Below are 22,374 nucleotides of genomic sequence, written 5' to 3' on the forward strand. Positions count from 1 at the left end.
TTTGTGGCACAGATTTTTGTTGTTCAAAAATCAACTCGTTCATCATCGTTTTAAAAATGGAACAAGAGTTAAATGCTTGATTTTGTTTTTATTATTTGTTTTTTCTTAAACTAAAATCTAGTTATCCCGACAAGTTCTTGCTGAGCAATTTTTCGTACACCCTCAACTTTTCATCCTTTTTTACTAACATTTTCCTTTAAAAATAATTTGAGTTCGAATTAATTTTCAGGCATTTTATATTTAACTAACCGTTCAATTAAAAATAACAGGGACGCAAAATGCCAAAGGTGGGGATGCCTGAAATCAGAAAACCGCAGCTTGTGAAAGCGACAATGTCAGTGATTGATAGAGTCGGTTTACACGCGGCGAGTATTTCGTTAATCAGCAAAGAAGCCGGTGTATCAACGGGGATTATCAACCACTATTTCGGTGGTAAGCACGGATTGCTGGAGGAAACGATGCGCGAAATCTTGCGTCAGCTTTCGTCCACTATCACACAGAAGTTACGTGAGCTGCCAAGTGATGCTCATCACCAAAGAATTAACGCCATCATTGATGGTAACTTTGTCGGCTATCAGGCAGAAAACCAAGTTGCTAAGACTTGGCTGGCGTTTTGGTCGTACTCAATGCATGACGAGCAGCTCAAGCGTTTACAGCGTGTCAACGAACGACGTCTATTGTCCCACCTAAGAAAAGAACTCAAAGCATTATTAAATGCAGAGCAGGCTGAATTGGTTGCTCATGGTATTGCATCACTTATTGATGGAATTTGGTTGCGCGGAACGCTCAACCCGCAAGGCATTGATGCAGAAAGAGCGAGAATCATCATCAACGATTATCTCGAAAAACAACTTACGTTTTATTCTGAAAAAATATAAAAGTTACAGGTCTTCAAAATGGAAATGAAAGCACACTATATCAATGGTGCGATGTACGACGGGTGTTCAGATGAACACTTCACCACTTACAATCCGGCGAATGGTGAGCCATTGGCCAACATTAAACAAGCGAACCAAGACGATCTTCAAGCAGCGATTGAATCGGCAAAGAAAGGTTTTGCTGCATGGTCGGCGATGACTGCGATTGAGCGCAGCCGTATTTTACACAAAGCCGTTGCCATTTTACGTGAGCGTAATGACGAGCTGGCTGCATTGGAAGTGGCAGATACTGGTAAGCCCATTCAAGAAGCTATCGCAGTTGATATAACAACAGGTGCCGATGTTCTTGAGTACTACGCTGGCCTTGCTCCAAGTCTACAAGGTGAACAGCAGCCACTCAGCGACGATCAGTTTTTCTATACACGTCGTGAGCCATTGGGCATTTGCGCGGGTATTGGCGCTTGGAATTATCCAATTCAAATTGCGATGTGGAAATCGGCGCCAGCACTGGCTGCGGGCAACGCAATGATCTTCAAGCCATCAGAAGAAACACCATTAACGGCGCTTAAGCTCGCCGAAATTTATTCAGAAGCGGGCATGCCAGATGGCGTATTTAATGTCGTGCAAGGGGATTACCGAGTAGGACAGATGCTAACGGCGCATCCTGATATCGCAAAAGTGTCATTCACGGGTGAGTCAGGCACCGGTAAAGTCGTCATGAGTGACAGCGCTAAGACACTAAAACAAGTAACGATGGAGCTTGGTGGTAAGTCTCCACTGATTATTTTTGATGATGCGAAGTTAAACGATGCCGTTTCTGCGGCCATGGTGGCGAACTTCTACACCCAAGGTGAGGTTTGTACGCACGGTACACGTGTATTTGTCCATGAAGGTATTTATGACGACTTTATCGCACAGCTTAAAGCCCGAACCGAGCTGTTAGTCGTCGGCGATCCGCTTGATGAGAACACGCAAATTGGCGCGCTAATCTCTAAAGATCATGAATCGAAAGTTCTAGGAGCGATTGAAGTCGCGAAAGCGAGTGGCGCGACGTTACTGACTGGCGGCTACAAAGTAACAGACAATGGCCTAGCCAATGGTAACTTTGTTGCTCCAACCGTATTTGTCGATTGCGATGATGACATGAGCCACGTTCAACAAGAAATCTTTGGCCCGGTAATGTCAGTTCTGAAATTCCGCGATGAGTCGGAAGTGATTGCGCGTGCAAATGGCACCGATTATGGCTTAGCGGCAGGTGTATTTACTCAAAACCTATCTCGTGCGCACCGTGTGATCCATCAAATTCAAGCGGGTATTTGTTGGGTGAACACATGGGGTGACTCACCTGCGGAAATGCCAGTTGGCGGCTACAAGCAATCAGGTGTTGGCCGTGAAAACGGAGTCGAAACCCTTAAACATTACACACAAACGAAGAGTGTTCTGGTTCAGCTAAGCGACTTCGAAAGCCCTTACAAATGATACTACTCATAGTAGATAACTGACCACTTTAGCTTGTTAAAATGCTCGATAACTACGTTGTCAATTTTGATTGTAGGTTAACTACTTATCAAAATTTCCGCCTTGTTCTCAAGCATTTTTCCTACGCTAATTTCGTTCACTTATCTAGGGTGATTAGTATTAACTCCTAGGAGAATAAAAATGCAACAACACTACGATTACATCATCGTCGGTGCGGGTTCGGCCGGCTGTGTGTTAGCGGATCGCTTAAGTGAAAGTGGTCAAAATTCGGTCCTATTACTCGAAGCGGGTGGGTCGGATAAAAGTATTTTTATCCAAATGCCAACAGCGCTTTCTTACCCGATGAACACTGAAAAATACGCGTGGCAGTTTGAGACGGTTGAAGAGCAAGGGTTGGATGGTCGCCAACTTCATTGTCCTCGCGGAAAAGTTCTGGGCGGTAGCTCATCTATCAACGGCATGGTTTACGTTCGCGGACACGCTTGTGACTTTGACCAGTGGGAAGAGGAAGGCGCGAAAGGCTGGAACTATCAGTCGTGTTTGCCTTATTTCCGTAAAGCAGAGTCTTGGATTGGTGGTGCTGATGAATATCGGGGCGATCACGGTCCAGTCGGCACATGTAACGGCAACGATATGAAGCTCAACCCGCTGTACCAAGCTTTTATTGATGCAGGCAAAGAAGCGGGTTACCCAGAAACAAAAGATTACAACGGTTATCAACAAGAGGGCTTTGGCCCAATGCATATGACCGTCGACAAAGGCGTACGCGCTTCAACCTCTAATGCATACTTAAGCCGTGCTAAAAAACGCAAAAACTTCACCCTAATGAAGAGGGTGACTGTTCATCGAGTTTTATTAGAAGAAACTGATTCAGAAGGCAAGAAAGCGGTAGGCGTTGAATTTGAAAAGTCAGGTTCAATTCAGCAATGTTTTGCGAATAATGAAGTGATTTCGAGTGCGGGTTCGGTTGGCTCCGTTCAGCTGTTGCAGCTTTCAGGCATTGGCCCTAAGGCAGTATTAGAAAAAGCGGGCATTGAGGTGAAACACTCGTTGGAGGGAGTAGGTAAAAACCTGCAAGATCACTTAGAAGTGTACTTCCAATATCACTGTAAACAACCTATCACGCTCAACAGCAAATTAGGTTTGGTGAGCAAGGGCTTGATTGGCACTGAGTGGATATTAACTCGCAAAGGCCTTGGTGCTACTAACCACTTTGAATCGTGTGCGTTTATCCGCTCTCGAAAAGGGCTAAAGTGGCCAAATATTCAATATCACTTCTTGCCAGCGGCAATGCGTTATGACGGGCAAGCTGCTTTTGATGGTCATGGTTTCCAAGTGCACGTTGGACCTAACAAGCCAGAAAGTCGCGGGTCGGTCGAAGTTGTCTCTGCGAATCCGAATGATAAGCCGAAGATTGAGTTTAACTACATTTCCACTGAACAAGATAAGCAGGATTGGCGTGATTGTATTCGCCTTACTCGCGAGATCCTCAATCAGCCAGCCATGGATGAGTTTCGTGGGGATGAGATCCAACCCGGTCTGAACATCACAACGGATGAACAGATTGATGAATGGGTGAAGCAAAACGTCGAGAGTGCTTACCATCCATCTTGTACCTGCAAAATGGGCGCAGATAATGACCCATTAGCCGTCTTAAATGAGCGATGCCAAGTACGCGGTATTCAAGGCTTGCGTGTGGTGGACTCTTCTATTTTCCCAACCATTCCGAACGGTAATTTAAATGCGCCAACGATTATGGTGGCAGAACGCGCCGCGGATATGATTTTGGATAACGCCCTAGAAACGTCGAACAACGTACCAGTTTGGATTGCACCGGACTGGCAAGAGATGCAACGAATGCATCCGCCAAAAAGAGATCTCGATTCGATCTCATAAAATGAAAAAGTCAGTAATCATTACAAGGAATTCAACATGTCTAAGATGACAAAAATCTTCTCAACAATTGCACTAAGTACTTTAGCAACAGGCGCTTACGCCAACCAATGTGAAACGGTTCGTTTCGCAGATGTAGGTTGGACTGACATCACAGCGACCACTGCCGTTACATCAGAGTTACTTAAAGGGTTGGGGTACAAAACGAAGACCGATCTTCTGTCTGTGCCTGTAACTTACTCCTCTATGGCTAATGGCGATATCGACATTTTCTTAGGTAACTGGATGCCAACGATGGAAGGTGATATCGCGAAATACCGTGATGCAGGTACTGTTGAAACCGTACGCGCGAATCTCGTTGGCGCAAAGTACACGCTAGCGGTTCCAAAATACGTTTATGACGCAGGCGTAACCAACTTCGCTGACCTAGTAAAACATGCCGACAAATTTAAAGACCGCATTTACGGCATTGAACCTGGAAACGATGGCAACCGCTTAATTCAGTCAATGATTGATAGTAACGCATTCGGCCTAAAAGATTTCAGCCTAGTTGAGTCCAGTGAAGCTGGCATGGTGTCTCAAGTATCACGTGCCGCACGCCGCAATCAATGGATTGTGTACCTAGGTTGGGCGCCGCACCCAATGAATAGTAACGTTGAAATGGAATATCTAGCGGGTGGTGATGACTTCTTCGGTCCTAACTACGGCGGCGCGAACGTCTACACAAACGTACGTAAAAATTACCTCGCTGAGTGTCCAAATGTAGGTCAGCTAGTGAAAAATCTAGAGTTTAACCTAGAAATGGAAAATGAACTGATGGAAGCGATTCTTAACCAGAAACAGAAGCCATCAAAAGCAGCGCAAGCATGGTTGAATGCAAACCAAGAGCAAATTGAAGCGTGGCTAGAGGGCGTGAAAACGGTAGATGGCCAAGATGCGCTAACAGCTATTACAAACTACTTAAAAACAAACGCTTAATAAGCAGTATTTGAGCTCGTTTTTTTAAAGAAAGTGGGCAGAGTTTTGCCCGCTTCATTAACACAAAGGTTTTATTTTGAATTTTATTACGGACAACAAACTACCGTTGGGCCAATGGATGGAAACTGGCGTCGATTGGTTAACCATCAATGCATCGGGTTTTTTCGATGCAATCTCTATTACACTTGAAACGATCATTCTTTTCGTGGTGGACATTTTTAAATGGATGCCACCTGCAGCGCCAATCATTATGACGGCGGCAATTGCTTGGTTCTTACATCGCAGCATTCCTCTTGTCGTATTTATCGTGTTGGCCTTACTCGCAATTCTCAACCTTGGTTACTGGCAAGAAATGCTGGAAACCTTTGTCCTTGTGTTTGCAGCGACAACGATTTCCGTATTAATTGGCGTGCCGTTGGGCATTATGGCGGCGCACCGTCCTTGGTTATACACCTTGTTGCGGCCAATACTCGATTTGATGCAGACCGTACCGACATTCGTTTACCTAATTCCAACCTTGGTTCTGTTTGGCTTAGGTATTGTCCCTGGTCTAATCTCGACCATCATTTTCGCTATCGCTGCGCCAATTCGATTGACGTACCTCGGCATTATTAAAGTGCCGGAGGAGCTACTTGAAGCGGGTAAAGCATTTGGTGCCAGCCGCATGAAGCTACTGTTTAAGGTGGAGTTACCTGCGGCATTGCCAAGTATTATGGCTGGCGTTACGCAGTGCATTATGTTGTCTCTGTCTATGGTAGTCATTGCGGCGCTTGTTGGTGCTGATGGACTTGGTAAACCAGTCGTACGCGCACTGAATACGGTAAACATCTCGCAAGGTTTTGAAGCTGGTTTAGCGATTGTACTCGTTGCCATCATTCTTGATCGCTTGTGTAAAGCACCAAACCAGAAGGAGGCATAATCATGGACGCTATTACTATTAAAAATCTTGATGTCGTTTTTGGTCAGCAACAAGCACAGGCGCTAGCACTACTAGATCAAGGGAAGTCTCGACAAGAAATCATTGATGAAACTGGCCAAGTGGTTGGGGTTGATAATGTTTCGCTGAACGTGAAACAGGGTGAGATCTGTGTCTTGATGGGGCTTTCAGGCTCGGGTAAATCAAGTTTGCTGCGAACGGTTAACGGATTGAACGAAATTTCTCGTGGCTCTCTGAAAATTAAAGATGGCGACGATATGGTTGAGCTCTCTAACTGTGACGAACAGAAACTGCGCCACCTTCGTACGCACCGCGTGTCCATGGTGTTTCAGAAGTTTGCATTGATGCCTTGGTTAACGGTGTTAGACAATGTAGCGTTTGGTCTAGAGATGCAAGGCATTGGTAAAGCAGAGCGTCGTAAAAAGGCGCGTGAACAGCTCGAAATGGTCGGTTTATCTGAGTGGGAAACCAAATTCCCGCACGAGCTTTCTGGTGGTATGCAGCAGCGTGTTGGCCTAGCGCGAGCGTTTGCGATGGACACAGATATCTTGTTAATGGATGAACCGTTTTCAGCACTTGATCCATTGATTCGTGCTCAGCTTCAAGATGAATTGATTCTGCTTCAAGAAAAGCTAAACAAAACCATTCTTTTTGTAAGTCACGACTTGGATGAGGCGCTTAAAATCGGCAACAACATCGCCATTATGGAATCAGGAAAGCTGATTCAACATGGCAAGCCAGAACAGATCATTCTTGCTCCAGAAAACGATTATGTGGCGGACTTTGTTGCTCACACTAATCCATTAAATGTACTGAAGGGACGTTCCTTAATGCGTGACGATTTGGTTCGCGAAGATACGCGTGTTCTGATTTGCCCTGATAAAGATATTTGGGTGATACAAGAGAGCAAGGGGTTAAGTTTAGCGGATAAAGGTAAATCGTTGATTCAATGGAAGAGCGACTCTTCGAACCTTGACGAAGTTAATGAAAATTCTCTGGTTCAGGTTAGCCCAGAAATCAGTATGCGAGAAGCGATTGAACTTAAACAGCGTAGCAATCAGCCTCTGCTTATGGTTGAAGATAATAAGCTGGTTGGTGTGTTAAGCGACAATGAGCTTTACGATGCATTGCTTGGTAATTTTAAGTCAGAGCAAGTTGCGTAAAGTTGACGCAGAACCAAGTAAAAAAGAGCCGCATTAATGTGCGGCTCTTTTTAGTTTAAACAATGATTTAAGTCGCTAAGCTAAGACAATGGTCGACTATAGAGTCGTAATTACCTCATCCATTGCAAGGCGCGCTTTTGGAAGACCATGATTATAATCTTCCCCATCTTTATGGTAGCCAATCGCTAGCGCAACTTCACAAATATGGCCCTCGAGCTCTTCTTTAAACTCTTCTCCAATCAGAGCCGGATCGACACCTTCCATCGGTGTTGAATCAATGCCAAGTCGTGCCAATGTGTGTAGTAGGTTGCCTAGTGCCAAATAGACTTGTGCTTTTGTCCAGTTTCCGTTGAAGCCATTTTCGTCCGTATTTGCATCGGCAAAAGCGTAAGCACCCATAAAGTTGTTGTACATCTCCGCTGGCAAGTGGCCAGATGTTACTTCTGCATCCACACGCTTCGCAAATTTCTCTTTAGTAAATTTAGGATCGTAAGCAAACAGAATCGTATGTGATGCGGCTTTCGCGTGTGGTTGGTTAAACTGATGCATATTTGCAAACGTATTGTGGAAACGTTGCTTCGCTTCATCACTTTCAATAACGATGAATTTCCATGGTTGTGAATTGATAGAAGACGCCGACAAACGCAGTGCTTCTTTGATTATCGCCATGTCTTCTTGAGAAACGCGCTTGGTTTCATCATATTTTTTTGCAGTGTAACGGCTATTTAGATCGGTAATGATTTGATGGGACACGTTTATATCCTCTTTATGTGATGACAGATGAGGATGCACTAGCATCGACAACCATGCGTACCTCGAATATGGGTTCATGATAATGGATATTTTTTCATTGATAAGAGGGTGTTTATTTAAATCACTTTTTACTTTTTGTTGAAAATCGATGTGGGTTGATCGGTTTGAAACTTAAAAGTCCTTATTTGGAAGCTTTTATCTGATATTAAATTAAACTCATATTTAGGCGTAGGGGAAAGCAACATGAACGTGATTGAAGTTTTTAATGATAGCTATGAACGTTGTACTTCAGAACAGGAGTTTTTCGACTTGTTCTACAAAAATTTATGGTCGAAAAGTGCCAACTTTAGACAGAAGTTTGACGGTATAGACATGCACCAACAAGTGAGAATGCTTAGAGGGTCTATCGTATTTTTTATGATGGCAGATACCTCGACCGAAGCGCACAAAATGGTGGAAAAGTATGGGAAAAAGCATGCAAGTGCCGAAATTGGTATAGAGCCGCAGGATTTTGATGTTTGGCTTGAGAGTTTGTTAGAAACGGTTCGGCAGTGTGATTCTGGGTACGATGCCGATGTTGAAACCGCTTGGCGAACATGCTTTAAAACGGGCTTAGAAGTAATGAAACAAGAATGTGATAAAGAAGATGGGCACATCCTTAAAGCGAGTACCAAATAAGGAAGTAACGTGAGTGGTCGTTACTTCCTAGGGGCAGAATCTTACTTATCTTGTGTCTCTTTATTCTTTTTCACCGCTTCGGCGATATCACTGACAGCTTCGACAAGATTGATCGGCATTGGAAAAATAATAGTGGATGTTTTGTCTGTAGTGATTTCAGTGAGTGTCTGCATGTAACGTAATTGCAGTGCATTCGGTGCTTCGTTGAGCATTTGCGCTGCTTCTTTTAATTTATTTGAAGCCTCTAACTCACCAGTAGCGTGAATGATCTTCGCCCTACGGTTACGTTCTGCTTCTGCCTGACGGGCTAGGGCTCTGACCATGCTGTCATTTAAATCAACATGTTTGACTTCAACCGTAGCAATCTTGATTCCCCAGTCATCAGTCTGTTGATCGAGAATGGATTGTAAATCCTTATTGAGGCGTTCTCGCTCTGATAGCAATTCATCGAGTTCATGCTGACCCAATACCGAGCGCAGCGTGGTTTGTGCTAACTGACTGGTGGCATCGCTGTAGCTTTCAATATTGTTAATCGCCATTTGAGGATCGACTACGCGAAAATAAACGACCGCGTTGACGCGAACAGAAACGTTATCTTTGGTAATTAAATCTTGTGTCGGCACATCCAAAACGACAGTACGTAAATCAACCCTCACCATTTGCTGAATAAATGGGATAAGGATGATCAAACCAGGTCCTTTGACTTCTTGAAATCGACCAAGAAAGAACACAACCCCACGTTCGTATTCTCTCAAAACCTTGAACATTTGGGTCGCTAGTGCGAACAGCAGCACCACGATCACCGCAACGGTATAGAGCATCATAAAGCGCCTCCTATTTATTTTGGCGGTCATCAGGCATCACAGTTAAGGTCAGCCCTTTAACATTAACAATGGTGACGTGATCACCTTGTTTGAATTGTTGATGGTCTTTGGCTTTAGCTCGCCATAACGCACCGTTGAGTTGAACGCGTCCTTCGCCATCGATAAAGTCATCGCTTACCACGGCGACCTTCCCAGGGTAAGTCTCTAAACCCGTCGTTACACGCCGGCGACGAATTTTGAGCAGCAGGCCGACGGTCAGCACGATTAGAGCCACGGAAAATATGGCAATACCAAAAATCAAAGGAAGGGCGATCTGGAATCCTGGTAACTCACTGTCCATGAGAAATATCGAACCGAGTACAAAGGCGACAACGCCGCCTAAGCCCAAAATACCAAAGCTCGGGCTGAATGCTTCCGCTATCATTAGTGCAATACCGAGTAACAGCAGACCAAGACCTGCGTAGTTGACGGGCATCATTTGTAGTGCGTACATGGCAAGAAGCAGACAAATCCCACCTAGCACACCGGGTAAGCCAATTCCTGGGTTGTAAAATTCAAGAAGTAAACCGTAGATGCCGATGAGCATTAGAATGTAGGCAACGTTTGGATTGGTGATAACGGCTAGCATTTCTGCTCGCCAATCGGGTGTTCTTTCAATCCATACGGGATTTTCCAGTGACAATGTCACATCACGATTGTTAACTTTAACAGTTTGTCCATCAATGGCTTTGACTAAATCCTCTGGTGAGTTGGCTATATAATCAATAACGTTTAATTCCAATGCCTCTGTGGCGTCCAAACTCGCTGCTTCGCTCACTGCTTTCTCTGCCCACTCTGCATTTCGGCCATGAAGCTTTGCTAAGCCTTTAATATAGGCTCTAGCATCATTAATCACCTTTTTCTCCATTGCGGTTTTCGCGGGAACTTTCTCTGAACCTTCGTTGGTTCCTTCTGACGTTTCTTCCGCGTTTTGATCTTTGCCATCATCCGATGAAGGGGGCTGAGGGGCACCACCTAACGCGACGGGCGTTGCCGCGCCAAGGTTGGTGGCTTCAGCCATTGCGGCAACGTGGCTGGCGAGTAAAATGTATGTCCCTGCGCTAGCCGCTCTAGATCCTGACGGGCCAACCCAAGTCGCAATTGGAGTGGAGGAGGTGGTAATCGCGTGAATAATATCTCTCATTGCACTGTCTAAGCCGCCTGGTGTGTCCATCTCTAAGATCACTAAACTGACACCGTTTAGTTGAGCTTCGTCTATTTCACGAGATAAATAGTCGCTAGTAGCAGGCCCTATAGCGCCTTTGACAGGAACAATCCAAACGGTATTCGCCAGTGCTTGACTGGCCATCAAGAGTAAAGGTAAGAACCATATCCATAGTCGTTTCATGCAGTCCTCCTTGTGTGGTCACAGGGACTTTTTGAAATCCTAATTCAAGTATATCCAAATAACTTAGAGATGCTTGAGTATAGGTTCTAATGAATAAGTTGCCGAGGCTAATTAGGAGACTACTTTTTTATATATAAACGCTGTGTGAGATAGTAAACTAAAGCAAATTATTGGTAATTGTGATGTTTATGTTTATTGTTCAGCGTTTGATTAAGTTGGCCGTTATCTGTGCCGTATTCTTTACTATTTTCGATCTGATCTCGTATGGAGAGGTGACTTGGTTTCAACGGTTTTTGGCTTTTCTACACTAAACTCAGATTTCAATACGTTAGCTACTCATAAGGCGATCGATTTCTTCCTATTCGCCTTATTACTCCCTCTTCAACCAAAGCCTTAAACAAAGCAATACTTAACTCGTTTTTTTCAACTTCCTGTCGGTGGAAAAAACGCCAAAATGCAACTAAATTCATATCAATGACAAGTTTAAGGTATGTAGTTGATGAGGCAATTCAGCGCAATCGCACTAGCTGTTGTAACACTCATTTTGAGCCAAACAACAACCGCAAGAAACGCGAAGATGTTAGGTGATATCTCCCTAGTTCAGCCCATACAGGGTGATCCTAATGTGGATATTAAGCTAGCGAGAATTGGCTGGCATCTCTTCCGCGATCCTCAATTATCGTCAAATGGTAATGTCAGCTGCGCGACATGCCACAATCTGCAAACCAATGGCGCTGAAAATACACCAGTCTCTACGGGGGTGAAAGGTGATGGAATTAGAAATTCTATAACAGTGTTTAATGCGGCGTTAAATTATCGTTTTTTATGGGATGGAACGGAAAACACCTTGATGGCTCAGATTGATGGTCCAATCCATAATCCAATGGAAATGGACTCAAACTGGCAAACAATAGAGCAATATGTAAAAGAGAGTGAACATTATCAAGCGCTATTTAGTCGTGACGATGAATTGCCGATTAACGTTCATAATATCAAGTCCGCTATTGTGGAGTTTGTTGAAGGGCTGCAGACGCCTGGCGCACCATTCGATGCTTACTTATTGGGTTACACGCATGTACTGAGTGAACAGCAAATCAGAGGTTGGAAAACATTTCAGACTTCAGGTTGTGTGCAGTGTCATCAGGGCAAAAATATCGGCGGAGCGATGATCCAAAGGTTCGCCTATTTCAAGGATAAGCCAGTAGTAGAGGACTCGGGCCGGCAACTCGTTACGATAGAAGATGAAGAGCGATTCTATTTTAGAGTAGCCAGTTTACGCAATGTCGCGCTAACGAGTCCTTATTTTCATAATGGGCAAGTCGATAAGTTATCCGACGCGATACAAATCATGGCTAAAACCCAGCTCGGTATAACGATGAACGATGAGAATGTCGCGGACATTGAAGCATTCTTGCAGTCGTTGACAGCACCTAGACCCATAATTTTAGAGGTGTTGGAAAATGAATAAATTCAAACTGATCAACTTTTGCTTTTTTATTGGGATACTGACGTGCTGCACACTGGCGTATATGTCGTATATGAATTCAAAAAACGCTCAAGAATTTCATGCAGGGCTAATGAATATCGGACATGAGTTGATTGAAGAGCGTGATGTTATCGTGAACCGATATGCCGTTGAAGATAGGAAAAACTATGAGTTAACAACATCTTTAGTAGAGATAGAAATCGCAGCACAGGCACTGTTGGAATCATCAAAGGCATCAGTTTGGTTTCCCGTGACACCCAATCGTATAAAAGTTAGGGATACGCTTGAACAGTTTAAGGAGCGAGTGCTTCAAACAACGTTGAAGCTTGATATGTTAATTGGTGTTCAGGTAGAAAATCGGTATGCATTACTCATGTTGTTCAATTTATATCAGCAAGAGGTTTCTACCGAGAGCGGTCAATCATTGGGTGGCAGTCGTTATTTTGAATTTCTCAACCAGTTGCTTCTAACACAAACTGAAGTTGAGAGTGAAAAAGAAGCGAACTTCCTTAAACGGCTTCAAACGAGTGATAAAAGAATTGAATTGCTGACGAATGAACTGCTTGATCACACTTATATTGAGTTTGTCGAAAGCTCAGAGCATCGGTTACTCAATATTGCTCAAAGTGAGGCGCGTTTTACGTGGTTGTTTGTATTTATCGCGGTGATGTTTCTAGTTAGCGCGTTTGTTTATCAGTCACATCACCGAATGCATAACTTAAAACAGTTGAATCTTGAAATTGAAGAGGCGAGAAACAAAGCCGAGCGAGCGGCAAAAGCGAAATCAAATTTTCTCGCTGCAATGAGTCACGAACTAAGGACGCCGATGAATGGTGTACTAGGGCTTTCTCAAATGATTGCAGAAGAGACCAAAGAGCCGACGACGAAAGAGCATATTAGGGTTATTCTTGATTCTGGCCAGCATCTGATGACTATCCTCAACGATATTTTGGATTTTTCTAAAGTTGAAGAAAACAAACTGGAATTTGAGCAAGCTAAGTTTAAGCTCGATCAAGTGCTTTCTCCGGTGTGTAGCGCAATAAAACCACTTGTTGATGAAAAAAATATCGAGTTAATCTTGGAAAACGAGGTTTCTGAATATACTGAATTTACTGGAGATTGTGCGCGTTTACGACAGATCTTGTTTAATCTCGCCGGTAACGCGGTGAAGTTTACCAATGAAGGGCATGTGCTGGTTAGAACTGAGTTAGATGAATCGAATCAGTTGTTGGTCATGCGCGTGAGCGACACCGGTATTGGTATTGCGCCAGACAAGCACGAGCATATTTTTAACTCGTTTGAGCAAGCAGACTCATCAACGACTCGAAGGTTCGGCGGAACAGGGCTTGGGTTAGCCATCGTCAAAAAACTAACCGATTTGATGGGTGGCCATATTACTCTGAAGAGTATAGAAGGCGTTGGAAGTCAATTTATCGTTGAGTTGCCAATTCCTTGGGTAGAATCTGCTCCGAAAAAGCAGCAAGAAGCACCGAAACCTCGCGCAAAATCACACCATTTCAAGATACTACTTGCTGATGATAACCGTGTGAATGCCATTGTGGCAAAAGGGTTTTGCGAAAAGCTTGGGCATGAAGTGGATGTTGCAGAAAATGGATTAATCGCGGTTAAAAAGGCGAAAGAGAACGAGTACGACCTGATCTTGATGGACAACCATATGCCCGAGATGAATGGCGTTGAGGCGACACGCGTTATCCGACAAGAGTTAGGTATCAAGACATTACTCTTTGCGTACACGGCAGACGTATTTCGTGAAGCTCACGATAGCTTTATCGAAGCAGGAGCAGACCATGTGCTTACGAAACCGCTACAGCATGAGAGCTTTTCAGACGCTCTCAAACAGTTTGCCGCCAGACTCGAACCGAAACAGAATCCGCCACTAACGAGTGACAGCAATGTGCTTCAATTGCAACGTAAGCCAATCGAGAACTTAAGGTTAACAGAGGAAGAACTCTCCCGTTCAGGCATGTTTACTTCTTTACGAGATGAGCCAGAAGCGCTCGACGAGTTGCTAAAAAGCATTATTGTCGATTTTGAGACTTCTGTTGATGAACTTATTGAATACTTTATGGCTGAAGACTTTGCTTCATTAGAGCTGACGTTGCACAAAACGAAAGGGATGGCACTGAACCTAAGTTTACCTATTTTGGCGAGCCAAACGGAGGCCCTGGAAACTCAACTTAAAGCCAACCAAAGTCCCGAGATTGAGCAGTTGCAGATGCTGATCAATCGGTTACAGGTCAACATCCATCAGTCTCATAGACTTTTGGATGATATCCAGAAGAACAATGCCGATCCTCAACAGATTTTATAGTCCCTGTGAGTGCGATGCTTTCCTTAACTCATTTTGTTGTGGTTTACTGTGGCAAGGACGGATAGTGTTGATTCGTCGTCGGAAAATCAGGGAGTTAGAATGAGTAAGCATTCCGCTTTAATCAAATGGCATCGTAAAGCTGGCGAAGAGTTTAGTGATAATAAGTATAGTAGGGCACACATTTGGCAATTTGATGGAGGGTTGCAAGTCCCAGCATCTCCATCTCCCCACGTAGTACCATTACCACTATCCGTAGAAGAAAATGTTGATCCAGAAGAAGCGTTTGTCGCGGCACTTTCTAGTTGTCATATGCTCGTTTTCTTGTCTATTGCAGCAAAGCGGCGTTACGTTGTGGACAGTTACTTAGATGAAGCGGTAGGGGAGCTTGAAAAAGGCGAAAACGGAAAAGAGTGGGTATCAAAGGTAACGTTAAACCCTAAGATAACATTTTCAGGTGAAAAACAACCGACACCATCTCAATTAGAAAAACTGCACCACATGGCCCATGAGAATTGCTTTATCGCCAACTCCGTTAAAACAGAAGTGACAACGCTTATTGCGAATTAAGTGGAGCTCTTTATCAAAAAGCGCGGCCTATTGCGGAGTTATATTAAGCCAGCAGTCATCCTGCTGGCTCGTTCATCTAGACGACACCTTGCTCAATCATTGCATCAGCGACTTTTCTAAAGCCTGCAATGTTGGCGCCTAAAACTAAATTTCCAGGTTGGCCAAACTCTTTACTGGTTTCGTTTGCATTGATGAAAATATTTTTCATGATGGTTTGCAACTGACTATCCACTTGTTCAAACGTCCAGTTTTGCATGCTGGCGTTTTGCGCCATTTCAAGTTGACTGGTTGCAACGCCGCCTGCATTGGCTGCTTTGGCAGGCCCATAAGCTATGTCCGAGTCCACGATAATATTGGCAGCATCACGGGTGGTTGGCATGTTCGCCCCTTCACTAATCAAAATACATCCGTTTTCGATAAGAGCCAGTGCGTCGTCTGACGTTAATTCATTTTGAGTCGCACAAGGGAAGGCAGCATCAGCCTGATATCGCCAAACAGCATGTCCTTCATTAGGATAGTCGCCCTCTGGTGTGTATTCTGCTTCAGGGTAAGTTTCTAAATATTCTTCTAAGCTTGCTCTTTTCACTTCTTTCAGTTGTTTTAGGAGCTTAAGATCAATACCGTGCTCATGATAGATCGTACCTCGAGAGTCGCTGCATGTAACCGGCGTTGCTCCCATATGGTACAGTTTTTCAATGGCGTAGATAGCCACGTTGCCAGCACCAGAAACGAGGCAAGTTTTCCCTTTCAATGAATCGTTGCGGTCGTTGAGCATGCATTCTGCAAAATAGACGGCGCCATATCCTGTCGCTTCTTTTCTGGCGAGTGATCCACCCCAAAGAAGACTCTTGCCTGTAAGCACACCTTCGTAGCGCCCCGTCAATCGTTTGTATTGACCAAACATATAGCCAATTTCGCGCGCCCCGACGCCGATATCGCCTGCGGGAACATCGGTGGCAGGACCGATATGACGGTACAACTCGTTCATAAATGATTGGCAAAATCGCATGATCTCGCCGTCGGATTTTCCTTTAGGATCGAAGTTTGAACCGCCTTTGCCGCCACCGATAGGAAGGCCAGTCAGTGCGTTTTTAAAGATTTGCTCAAAGCCGAGAAATTTTATGATGCTCGCATTGACTGAGTGATGGAATCTCAATCCTCCTTTGTACGGCCCCAAAGCAGAGTTGAATTCAACTCGATAACCTTTGTTTACTTGTACATTTCCAGCATCATCAACCCAAGGAACTCGAAACATGATTTGACGTTCTGGCTCGACGATCCTCTGGATAATCGCTTGTTCCTTATATTTATTATTGCCTTCTATTACCGGCGCGAGAGAAGTTAATACTTCTTCTACCGCTTGGTAAAATTCTTTTTGCGCAGGGCTACTGTGTTGCAACGCAACAATAGTATCGTGTATGTATGACATAGATTTCTTCCTTGATCTGAATAAGCAATCAGTTTATATGAATGTATTTCCATTAAATAGTGATTTTGACCAAGATTCAATGGTTGTAGTGGTATTTCCTGCGGATGAGAATGTGCAGCTTATAACCCGGGCAGTGTTGGTTGAGATAGGTAGGGTGAGCTAAGTAAGCGGGTGGTTGAGTGATCAGTTTCACATATAACAAGCAGAAATCACTTTAGTCGATGTTGTTGTGCAGTTACGCAAATTGTTTATGTTAACGTCATGTTAAAGTTTTTGTGTGTGATAACTTGTGAAAAGACAACTATATGGATGAGCTTAAGGTTCTGAACTCGTTTATTCAGCAGAATGGTCTACCAGCGTTTGGCCACCTTGATGGAATTCCAACATCGTTACAGCTAGATAAATTTACTTACCTCGATGAGATGGATAAGCCAGTGTCTAAGTGGCGCCGTTACCGCGATTATAAGCAGTTTCAGTTCGTCAATTTGGTCACACCTGATTACGTCATTGGAGTAGCGATTGCGGATATACGGTATTTAGCATCCGGCTTTTGCTACCTGTTTGATATTAAAAAGAATAAGTTGATTGAGCAACAATGGTTGAAACCTTTTAATATAGGTTATCAAACTCAGCCTTCCAGTTGGTGCAGTCTTGCCCATCTTGCTAACAAAAGAGTTCAGTTTTCTATTAAGGATGGTATTTGGCACGTCCACTTTGTGACAGAGTCAGTCAATGCGGATCTCTATTTACGTCCAGAAAATATGAGTTTGCCATTAATGTTGTGTACGCCAACAGGTTATGCGGGTTGGACATATACTCAGAAGCACAATGCGTTAGCAGTAGACGGTAACTTGTTCATATTAGGAAAAGAGCAAGATCTATCAGAGGTGGCTGCTGGTTACGATTTTTCCGCTGGGTACATGCGACGAGAAACAAGTTGGCGCTGGGCAAGTATCAATTGCTTTGAGGATGACAGGCGTCTGGGGTTGAACTTGGCAGCTGGCGTTAATGAAACTGGCTATTGCGAAAATGTATTGTGGATTAATGGTCAGCGTCACTTTTTGCAACCTGTGCAGTTTCAGTTTTCACGAAGTGATGAAGGGCAAAAGTGGCATATTACGTCTGAAGATAAACGAGTTAACTTACAGTTCACGCCTTTGAATCGACGCTCAGAGAAGAAAAATTTTTGGCTTCTCAAAAGTAACTTTCGTCAGTACATCGGTTATTTCTCTGGCTATATTATCGATGGAAATGGCATCAAACATCAGTTAGAAGAAGTTATGGGTCTTACTGAAGATCACTATGCAAAATGGTAGAAACACAATGGATTGGACGCAGTTGATGGACCGCCCAGAATTACTTCTGATGATTCTGGCTCCAGTTTTCTTTTTCTGCATGCTTGCCGAATATTGGTTCGGACAAAGAAGGGGACGCTTGCCTGAAAGCGCGACGTATTACTTCCCTGAAGTAGCGTGTAATTTTGTTCTTGCGGGCTTACACCAAGCGACAGACATACTCACGGGTTTACTGATTGCTCAGTTGTATTTGTGGTGGTTTGATTGGCGTTTGTTTGATATCGAAATGAGCGTCTCAGCTTTTCTTTTACTTGTTGTCCTGCAAGATTTTTTCTATTACTGGTTTCATCGGGCTAGCCATCGTATTCGTTGGATGTGGGCCGCGCACGTTGTTCATCACAGTTCGGAAAGAATGAACTTCAGTACCGCCTTTCGTCAAAGTTTAATGTATCCGCTAGCGGGGATGTGGATTTTTTGGTTGCCCTTGGTGATTATTGGTTTTGAGCCAAAATGGGTTGTCTTCGTTGTGTTGTTTAATCTGGGCTTACAGTTTTTTGTTCACACCCAATCAATTCGTTCGCTCGGGCCACTAGAGTGGGTATTTAACACGCCGTCTCATCATCGCGTTCATCATGGTGTGAACCGTCAGTACATCGACAAAAATTATGCGGGTGTATTAATTATTTGGGATCGAATGTTCGGAACGTTTGAACCAGAGGTGGAAACGGTTCGGTATGGGGTTTCTAAACCTGTAAACAGCTTTAATCCCATCCGCGTGACGTTTGCAGAATGGAAAGACATGTTTTATGACGTAACTCGACCAAACTTATCATGGAAACAACGCTGCCGCCGTTTGTTCGCTCCGCCATCGGATTTTTATGAGTAAATTGAGATAAAGAGATTGGAGCGGGCAGCGGGAATCGAACCCGCATCATCAGCTTGGAAGGCTGAGGTAATAGCCATTATACGATGCCCGCGCATCGATAGGACTCAGTTAATATGCCACACTGGACGAAAAAGAAAAGTCTTTTCTCATCAAATGTTTGTCAGTTGCCTAAAAAAGTATCGGACTGATGTTAAAGTGTTCATTGTCTCTGGTTTTTTGTGGCACTCGCGATTCCGCTACTAAGCCTAGGGGCTTCCAATTAGGTCGTAAACACCGAATTCTTAGGTGTTTAGATGTTGATGATATTCAAGATTTTCTGTGTAAAGGTTAATCTCGTTTATTGAACAGTCACGTTTCATGGTCAAGACTAGATATTGAAATGATTACTTTTTACTGTTGATGCGTATGTATAACACAGGGTAATTCTGCTGAAACAGTCAGCTTAACCAAAGGAGATTTAACATGATGAGAGGTTTGATATTAGGGCTGGTGGTGATGCTGGTATCTGCTTGTACTACCGTTACAACTGATGTAGATAAACAAGCCGACTTTTCAGCTTACAGAACGTTTGACTTCGGTGCTCAGGCGGAAGCTCCTACCAGTATTGATGGTCGACGTATTGAGCAAGGGCTTGCTGAACAGCTTGAGGGTAAGGGTTTAATTAAGGTAAATAGTGGCGGTGACCTTTACGTACATCATGATATCGTAGAAGAATCCGAGCTTGTTTCTTCAGGATCGTCGGTGAGCTTTGGCTATGGCTGGAATAGCTTTGGTGTGATCACTTCAAGCCCAGAAAGATATAAAGAACGTAAGTATGGGAAGTTGGTGGTTGAACTGGTTGATGCAAAGGCTAATCAAGTCGTTTGGAAAGGCGTTTCAAGTCGTAAACTGTCTGAGTCAATGAGCTCTGAGAAAAGAGAATCTCTCATCCAAGAAGAAATCGCGAAGATGTTTGAAAGCTACCCTTACGGTGAAAAATAATTAGTATTCTTAACGATTAAGAATACTAATTGCCAATAGTTACGCACAGGGTTAAAAGAACTTATCATTTTGGTTCTGGTTACCTTTGTGCGTACGACTCTGATTGCTTTACTCGGACTACTTTTCTGCTTGTTGGCTCCGAGCATGAGCCTTGCGCACTCACACCCAAATTTTCTTTCCGTTCATAACCAGAATATCGCTGTTGACGCTAAGTCGAAGCACTTTTCAGAACATCCCATCTCTTCAATACAACAAGACTTTCCGAGTTTAAACAGCCGGAATGTATTGAGGGTTAGCCATGCTAAGGAAATGAGCTCGAACGACGATGTAGAACCCGAATGGTTTGAAATGCTTGATGTAACATGGTGGGCGCATCGTTCGGAAATTTACTCGATGAAGCGGCTAAAACGCATCGGTAATGAGGCTTTAGATTGTTGTATTGAATGTATTTTTACTCACTCTAAATACAGAATAGGCGTGAGAAAAGAATCGAATTTCATATACCGCTTTATACATGCTCGCTAACACATTCCATGTTTTTGCAACTTTTGGTTAATTATGCTTAGGAGCGGTTTATGTTTGATTCGATCATTCAGGTCTTGAGTGCTTTTTGGCATCAAGATTTCACGGCGTTAATGGCGCCAGGCAGTGCAGGTTTGGTTTATTTTGTTGTTGCTGTGAGTATCTTTTTGGAAAGTGGTTTTATTCCTGCTGCACCTTTCCCATGCGACAGTGTCGTCGTATTATCCGGTACGCTGGCGGCGGTTGGCGTCCTTGACCCAATTATGATCATGTTGGTGATAGCTGTTAGTGCGGGGTTGGGAAGTTGGGCGGCTTATTTACAAGGCAAGTGGCTAAATCGCTTACCTAAGGTTCAAGGCTGGGTGAGTGCGGTTCCTCAAAAGCGTTTGGAACAAGTCGACGTATTACTCAGTAAACATGGATTGGTTGCGCTTTTGTGCGCGCGGTTTATTCCGGTTGTTCGTTCCCTATTGCCATTAATGATGGGGTTGCGAGTGAAACGTATTAGTAAATTCCATTACTTTGCGTGGCTGAGTGCGATTTTATGGACGCTGATATTATGCGGTTTTGGTTCATTACTTCCTTTGCTACCAGAAAATATGAGCAAAGCAATCACAATGCTATTAATGGCGGCACCAATAATTACTCTTGTGATTGGAGTGCTTAGTTTCTTGTTTGTTAAAGCACGTCGAGCGACCTGTAAACCCAAGGATGTGTCAGAGTTTTCCCAATAAGTTTACTTTGATTTGCACTTTTAAGCTTGTATGCAGATTAGACCTCTAATCGACAGGTTTTTGTCAGTAAAAAGAAAGGCGCATACATTGCGCCTTTCTTTTTGAGTGTCGTTAGGGTTTCGAATTTAATAGCCAATGCTATATAGGTATTCGCCAACTTCTTTGCACTGAGACTTGTAGATGTTCTCTACTTCAGACTCATTCTTATCTGCTGCTTTAAATTCAAGTTCGGCAGACGATAGCTGGTCAAAGCTGTAGTCTCTCTCAGACATTAAGTAGTGTCTGAACATCGCTCTGTGTTCCGGAACTGCAATACGTGCGTTAGAAACGTTGGCACACTCTAACAGAGTGTCGTTACTCATTTCTTCTGGCTTAGTTTCTGTGTTTGCTAAGGTTGAGCCCGCTGCAAATAGTAATGCTAGTGCGATGGTTGTAGCGATTCTTGTCATTATATGGACCTCAAATTGGTTCTAGTAACAATGAGCATATTGGTTCTTATCGTTACATTTTTGTGTTCTCTGTATGTCATAAAAAGTTAAACAACAGAGAAGGCGTTGCGACCATGAGTAAAGACGTACATTAAGTTCGCTTCCTTTCTTCCTGAGAGGCGATAAAGAGAGCGTTGACTCATGAGTCCGCCATAACTGTCTAGAGGTAAGCGAGATGCTTGTTTTGCCAACTCCAGTAGTGGTGGAGAAGAGAAAGCAATAAGTAAAAAATAATCAGGAGTAAAATCTGATGATAAAACGCCATCAGTAGCTGATGTTCGGCGACAGGAGACAAGCCCGAACAACTCGCGCTTTATATGTAGGTAGTAACTTTCTGAACCCCAAGAGCTCAGAGAAGCTGAGGCATGAAAATCAGTGTGTGCTAGCTCAAAATCGTCCTGTTGAGAGAGTTTAAGTAGGCGCTCGGAAGTGTAATGTTTGGTGTGGTGCCACTCATGCGCATATGAAGCTGTGATGAGCCCTGAGAACAGGGACAAAGAAAGCATCAATAATATACGGTGTAGATAACGCAAGAAGTAACCCTAAACATATAAAGCCACAGTTACCCACCATGATTAAGGAATCTTAGTGGAACTATGATAACGATGAAAGCCAGTGTCTGATCAACTCAGCGTATACTAACGAGATGGAAGGGGGATGAACAGAGTTTTCTGATCGCACTTA

20 protein-coding genes and 1 tRNA gene are annotated in these 22,374 nt (G+C 43.7%); 14 read left to right on the plus strand and 7 right to left on the minus strand.

What is annotated here, in order from left to right; genetic code table 11:
* Positions 1 to 278 precede the first annotated feature (278 nt).
* The 6 genes from betI (at position 279) to choV (ending at position 7,328) form a co-directional block, all read left to right on the plus strand.
* The gene (gene betI / locus R7Z78_RS09110; protein WP_017820329.1) at positions 279 to 878 is read left to right on the plus strand and encodes a transcriptional regulator BetI; all 600 of its coding nucleotides are present in this window, start codon (positions 279 to 281) and stop codon (positions 876 to 878) included.
* Positions 879 to 896: 18 nt separating this feature from the next.
* Entirely contained in the window at positions 897 to 2,357 is a 1,461-nt protein-coding gene (gene betB / locus R7Z78_RS09115; RefSeq protein ID WP_104976164.1) for a betaine-aldehyde dehydrogenase, read from the plus strand.
* A gap of 180 nt (positions 2,358 to 2,537) precedes the next feature.
* The gene (gene betA / locus R7Z78_RS09120) at positions 2,538 to 4,253 is read left to right on the plus strand and encodes a choline dehydrogenase (protein ID WP_104976163.1); all 1,716 of its coding nucleotides are present in this window, start codon (positions 2,538 to 2,540) and stop codon (positions 4,251 to 4,253) included.
* A 36-nt stretch (positions 4,254 to 4,289) separates the two neighbouring features.
* Positions 4,290 to 5,228, plus strand: a complete 939-nt coding sequence (locus R7Z78_RS09125) for a choline ABC transporter substrate-binding protein (RefSeq protein WP_005382646.1) — start codon at positions 4,290 to 4,292, stop codon at positions 5,226 to 5,228.
* 76 nt (positions 5,229 to 5,304) lie between these two features.
* The gene (choW, locus tag R7Z78_RS09130) at positions 5,305 to 6,147 is read left to right on the plus strand and encodes a choline ABC transporter permease subunit (protein WP_005392552.1); all 843 of its coding nucleotides are present in this window, start codon (positions 5,305 to 5,307) and stop codon (positions 6,145 to 6,147) included.
* A 2-nt stretch (positions 6,148 to 6,149) separates the two neighbouring features.
* Entirely contained in the window at positions 6,150 to 7,328 is a 1,179-nt protein-coding gene (gene choV, locus R7Z78_RS09135; protein ID WP_104976162.1) for a choline ABC transporter ATP-binding protein, read from the plus strand.
* Positions 7,329 to 7,424: 96 nt separating this feature from the next.
* On the opposite strand, the gene R7Z78_RS09140 is transcribed toward choV, so the two are convergent.
* Entirely contained in the window at positions 7,425 to 8,081 is a 657-nt protein-coding gene (locus R7Z78_RS09140) for a nitroreductase family protein (protein WP_005373200.1), read from the minus strand.
* A 243-nt stretch (positions 8,082 to 8,324) separates the two neighbouring features.
* Between R7Z78_RS09140 and R7Z78_RS09145 the strand changes: the two genes are divergently transcribed.
* Complete coding sequence (locus tag R7Z78_RS09145; RefSeq protein WP_104976160.1) at positions 8,325 to 8,759, plus strand: globin; 435 nt, start codon at positions 8,325 to 8,327, stop codon at positions 8,757 to 8,759.
* A 41-nt stretch (positions 8,760 to 8,800) separates the two neighbouring features.
* Here the strand turns inward: R7Z78_RS09145 and R7Z78_RS09150 are convergent, their stop codons facing one another.
* Positions 8,801 to 9,583, minus strand: coding sequence for a slipin family protein (locus tag R7Z78_RS09150; RefSeq protein WP_005373196.1), 783 nt, complete (start codon positions 9,581 to 9,583; stop codon positions 8,801 to 8,803).
* A gap of 10 nt (positions 9,584 to 9,593) precedes the next feature.
* Positions 9,594 to 10,970, minus strand: a complete 1,377-nt coding sequence (locus tag R7Z78_RS09155) for an NfeD family protein (protein ID WP_017633661.1) — start codon at positions 10,968 to 10,970, stop codon at positions 9,594 to 9,596.
* 499 nt (positions 10,971 to 11,469) lie between these two features.
* Between R7Z78_RS09155 and R7Z78_RS09160 the strand changes: the two genes are divergently transcribed.
* The 3 genes from R7Z78_RS09160 (at position 11,470) to R7Z78_RS09170 (ending at position 15,355) form a co-directional block, all read left to right on the plus strand.
* Positions 11,470 to 12,438 (plus strand): cytochrome-c peroxidase, encoded by a 969-nt coding sequence (locus tag R7Z78_RS09160; protein ID WP_005373180.1) that lies wholly within the window; start codon positions 11,470 to 11,472, stop codon positions 12,436 to 12,438.
* On the plus strand, positions 12,431 to 14,788 hold the full coding sequence (locus R7Z78_RS09165) for an ATP-binding protein (protein ID WP_005373178.1): 2,358 nt from the start codon (positions 12,431 to 12,433) through the stop codon (positions 14,786 to 14,788). Before R7Z78_RS09160 ends, R7Z78_RS09165 begins: the two co-directional genes overlap by 8 nt.
* Positions 14,789 to 14,887: 99 nt before the next feature.
* Complete coding sequence (locus R7Z78_RS09170; protein WP_005373176.1) at positions 14,888 to 15,355, plus strand: OsmC family protein; 468 nt, start codon at positions 14,888 to 14,890, stop codon at positions 15,353 to 15,355.
* Between the two features lie 76 nt (positions 15,356 to 15,431).
* Here R7Z78_RS09170 and gdhA read toward each other — a convergent pair whose 3' ends face one another.
* Entirely contained in the window at positions 15,432 to 16,784 is a 1,353-nt protein-coding gene (gdhA, locus tag R7Z78_RS09175) for an NADP-specific glutamate dehydrogenase (protein WP_017633658.1), read from the minus strand.
* A gap of 305 nt (positions 16,785 to 17,089) precedes the next feature.
* Here gdhA and R7Z78_RS09180 point away from each other — a divergent pair, with 305 nt between their 5' ends.
* Both R7Z78_RS09180 and R7Z78_RS09185 read left to right on the plus strand, forming a co-directional pair.
* Complete coding sequence (locus R7Z78_RS09180) at positions 17,090 to 18,100, plus strand: DUF2804 domain-containing protein (RefSeq protein WP_017633657.1); 1,011 nt, start codon at positions 17,090 to 17,092, stop codon at positions 18,098 to 18,100.
* A 7-nt stretch (positions 18,101 to 18,107) separates the two neighbouring features.
* Complete coding sequence (locus R7Z78_RS09185) at positions 18,108 to 18,965, plus strand: sterol desaturase family protein (protein WP_005373167.1); 858 nt, start codon at positions 18,108 to 18,110, stop codon at positions 18,963 to 18,965.
* A 16-nt stretch (positions 18,966 to 18,981) separates the two neighbouring features.
* On the opposite strand, the gene R7Z78_RS09190 is transcribed toward R7Z78_RS09185, so the two are convergent.
* A tRNA-Gly gene (locus R7Z78_RS09190) sits at positions 18,982 to 19,056 on the minus strand.
* A gap of 371 nt (positions 19,057 to 19,427) precedes the next feature.
* Here R7Z78_RS09190 and R7Z78_RS09195 point away from each other — a divergent pair.
* On the plus strand, positions 19,428 to 19,946 hold the full coding sequence (locus R7Z78_RS09195) for a DUF4136 domain-containing protein (protein WP_005382627.1): 519 nt from the start codon (positions 19,428 to 19,430) through the stop codon (positions 19,944 to 19,946).
* Between the two features lie 575 nt (positions 19,947 to 20,521).
* The gene (locus R7Z78_RS09200; RefSeq protein ID WP_054577812.1) at positions 20,522 to 21,202 is read left to right on the plus strand and encodes a DedA family protein; all 681 of its coding nucleotides are present in this window, start codon (positions 20,522 to 20,524) and stop codon (positions 21,200 to 21,202) included.
* A gap of 125 nt (positions 21,203 to 21,327) precedes the next feature.
* Here R7Z78_RS09200 and R7Z78_RS09205 read toward each other — a convergent pair whose 3' ends face one another.
* Both R7Z78_RS09205 and R7Z78_RS09210 read right to left on the minus strand, forming a co-directional pair.
* Positions 21,328 to 21,651, minus strand: a complete 324-nt coding sequence (locus R7Z78_RS09205; RefSeq protein ID WP_005373158.1) for a hypothetical protein — start codon at positions 21,649 to 21,651, stop codon at positions 21,328 to 21,330.
* A gap of 86 nt (positions 21,652 to 21,737) precedes the next feature.
* Complete coding sequence (locus R7Z78_RS09210) at positions 21,738 to 22,196, minus strand: hypothetical protein (protein WP_104976159.1); 459 nt, start codon at positions 22,194 to 22,196, stop codon at positions 21,738 to 21,740.
* Positions 22,197 to 22,374: the final 178 nt, after the last annotated feature.

The sequence above is a fragment of the Vibrio sp. 1167 genome (genome assembly GCF_033340375.1).
Lineage (GTDB): Bacteria > Pseudomonadota > Gammaproteobacteria > Enterobacterales > Vibrionaceae > Vibrio > Vibrio alginolyticus.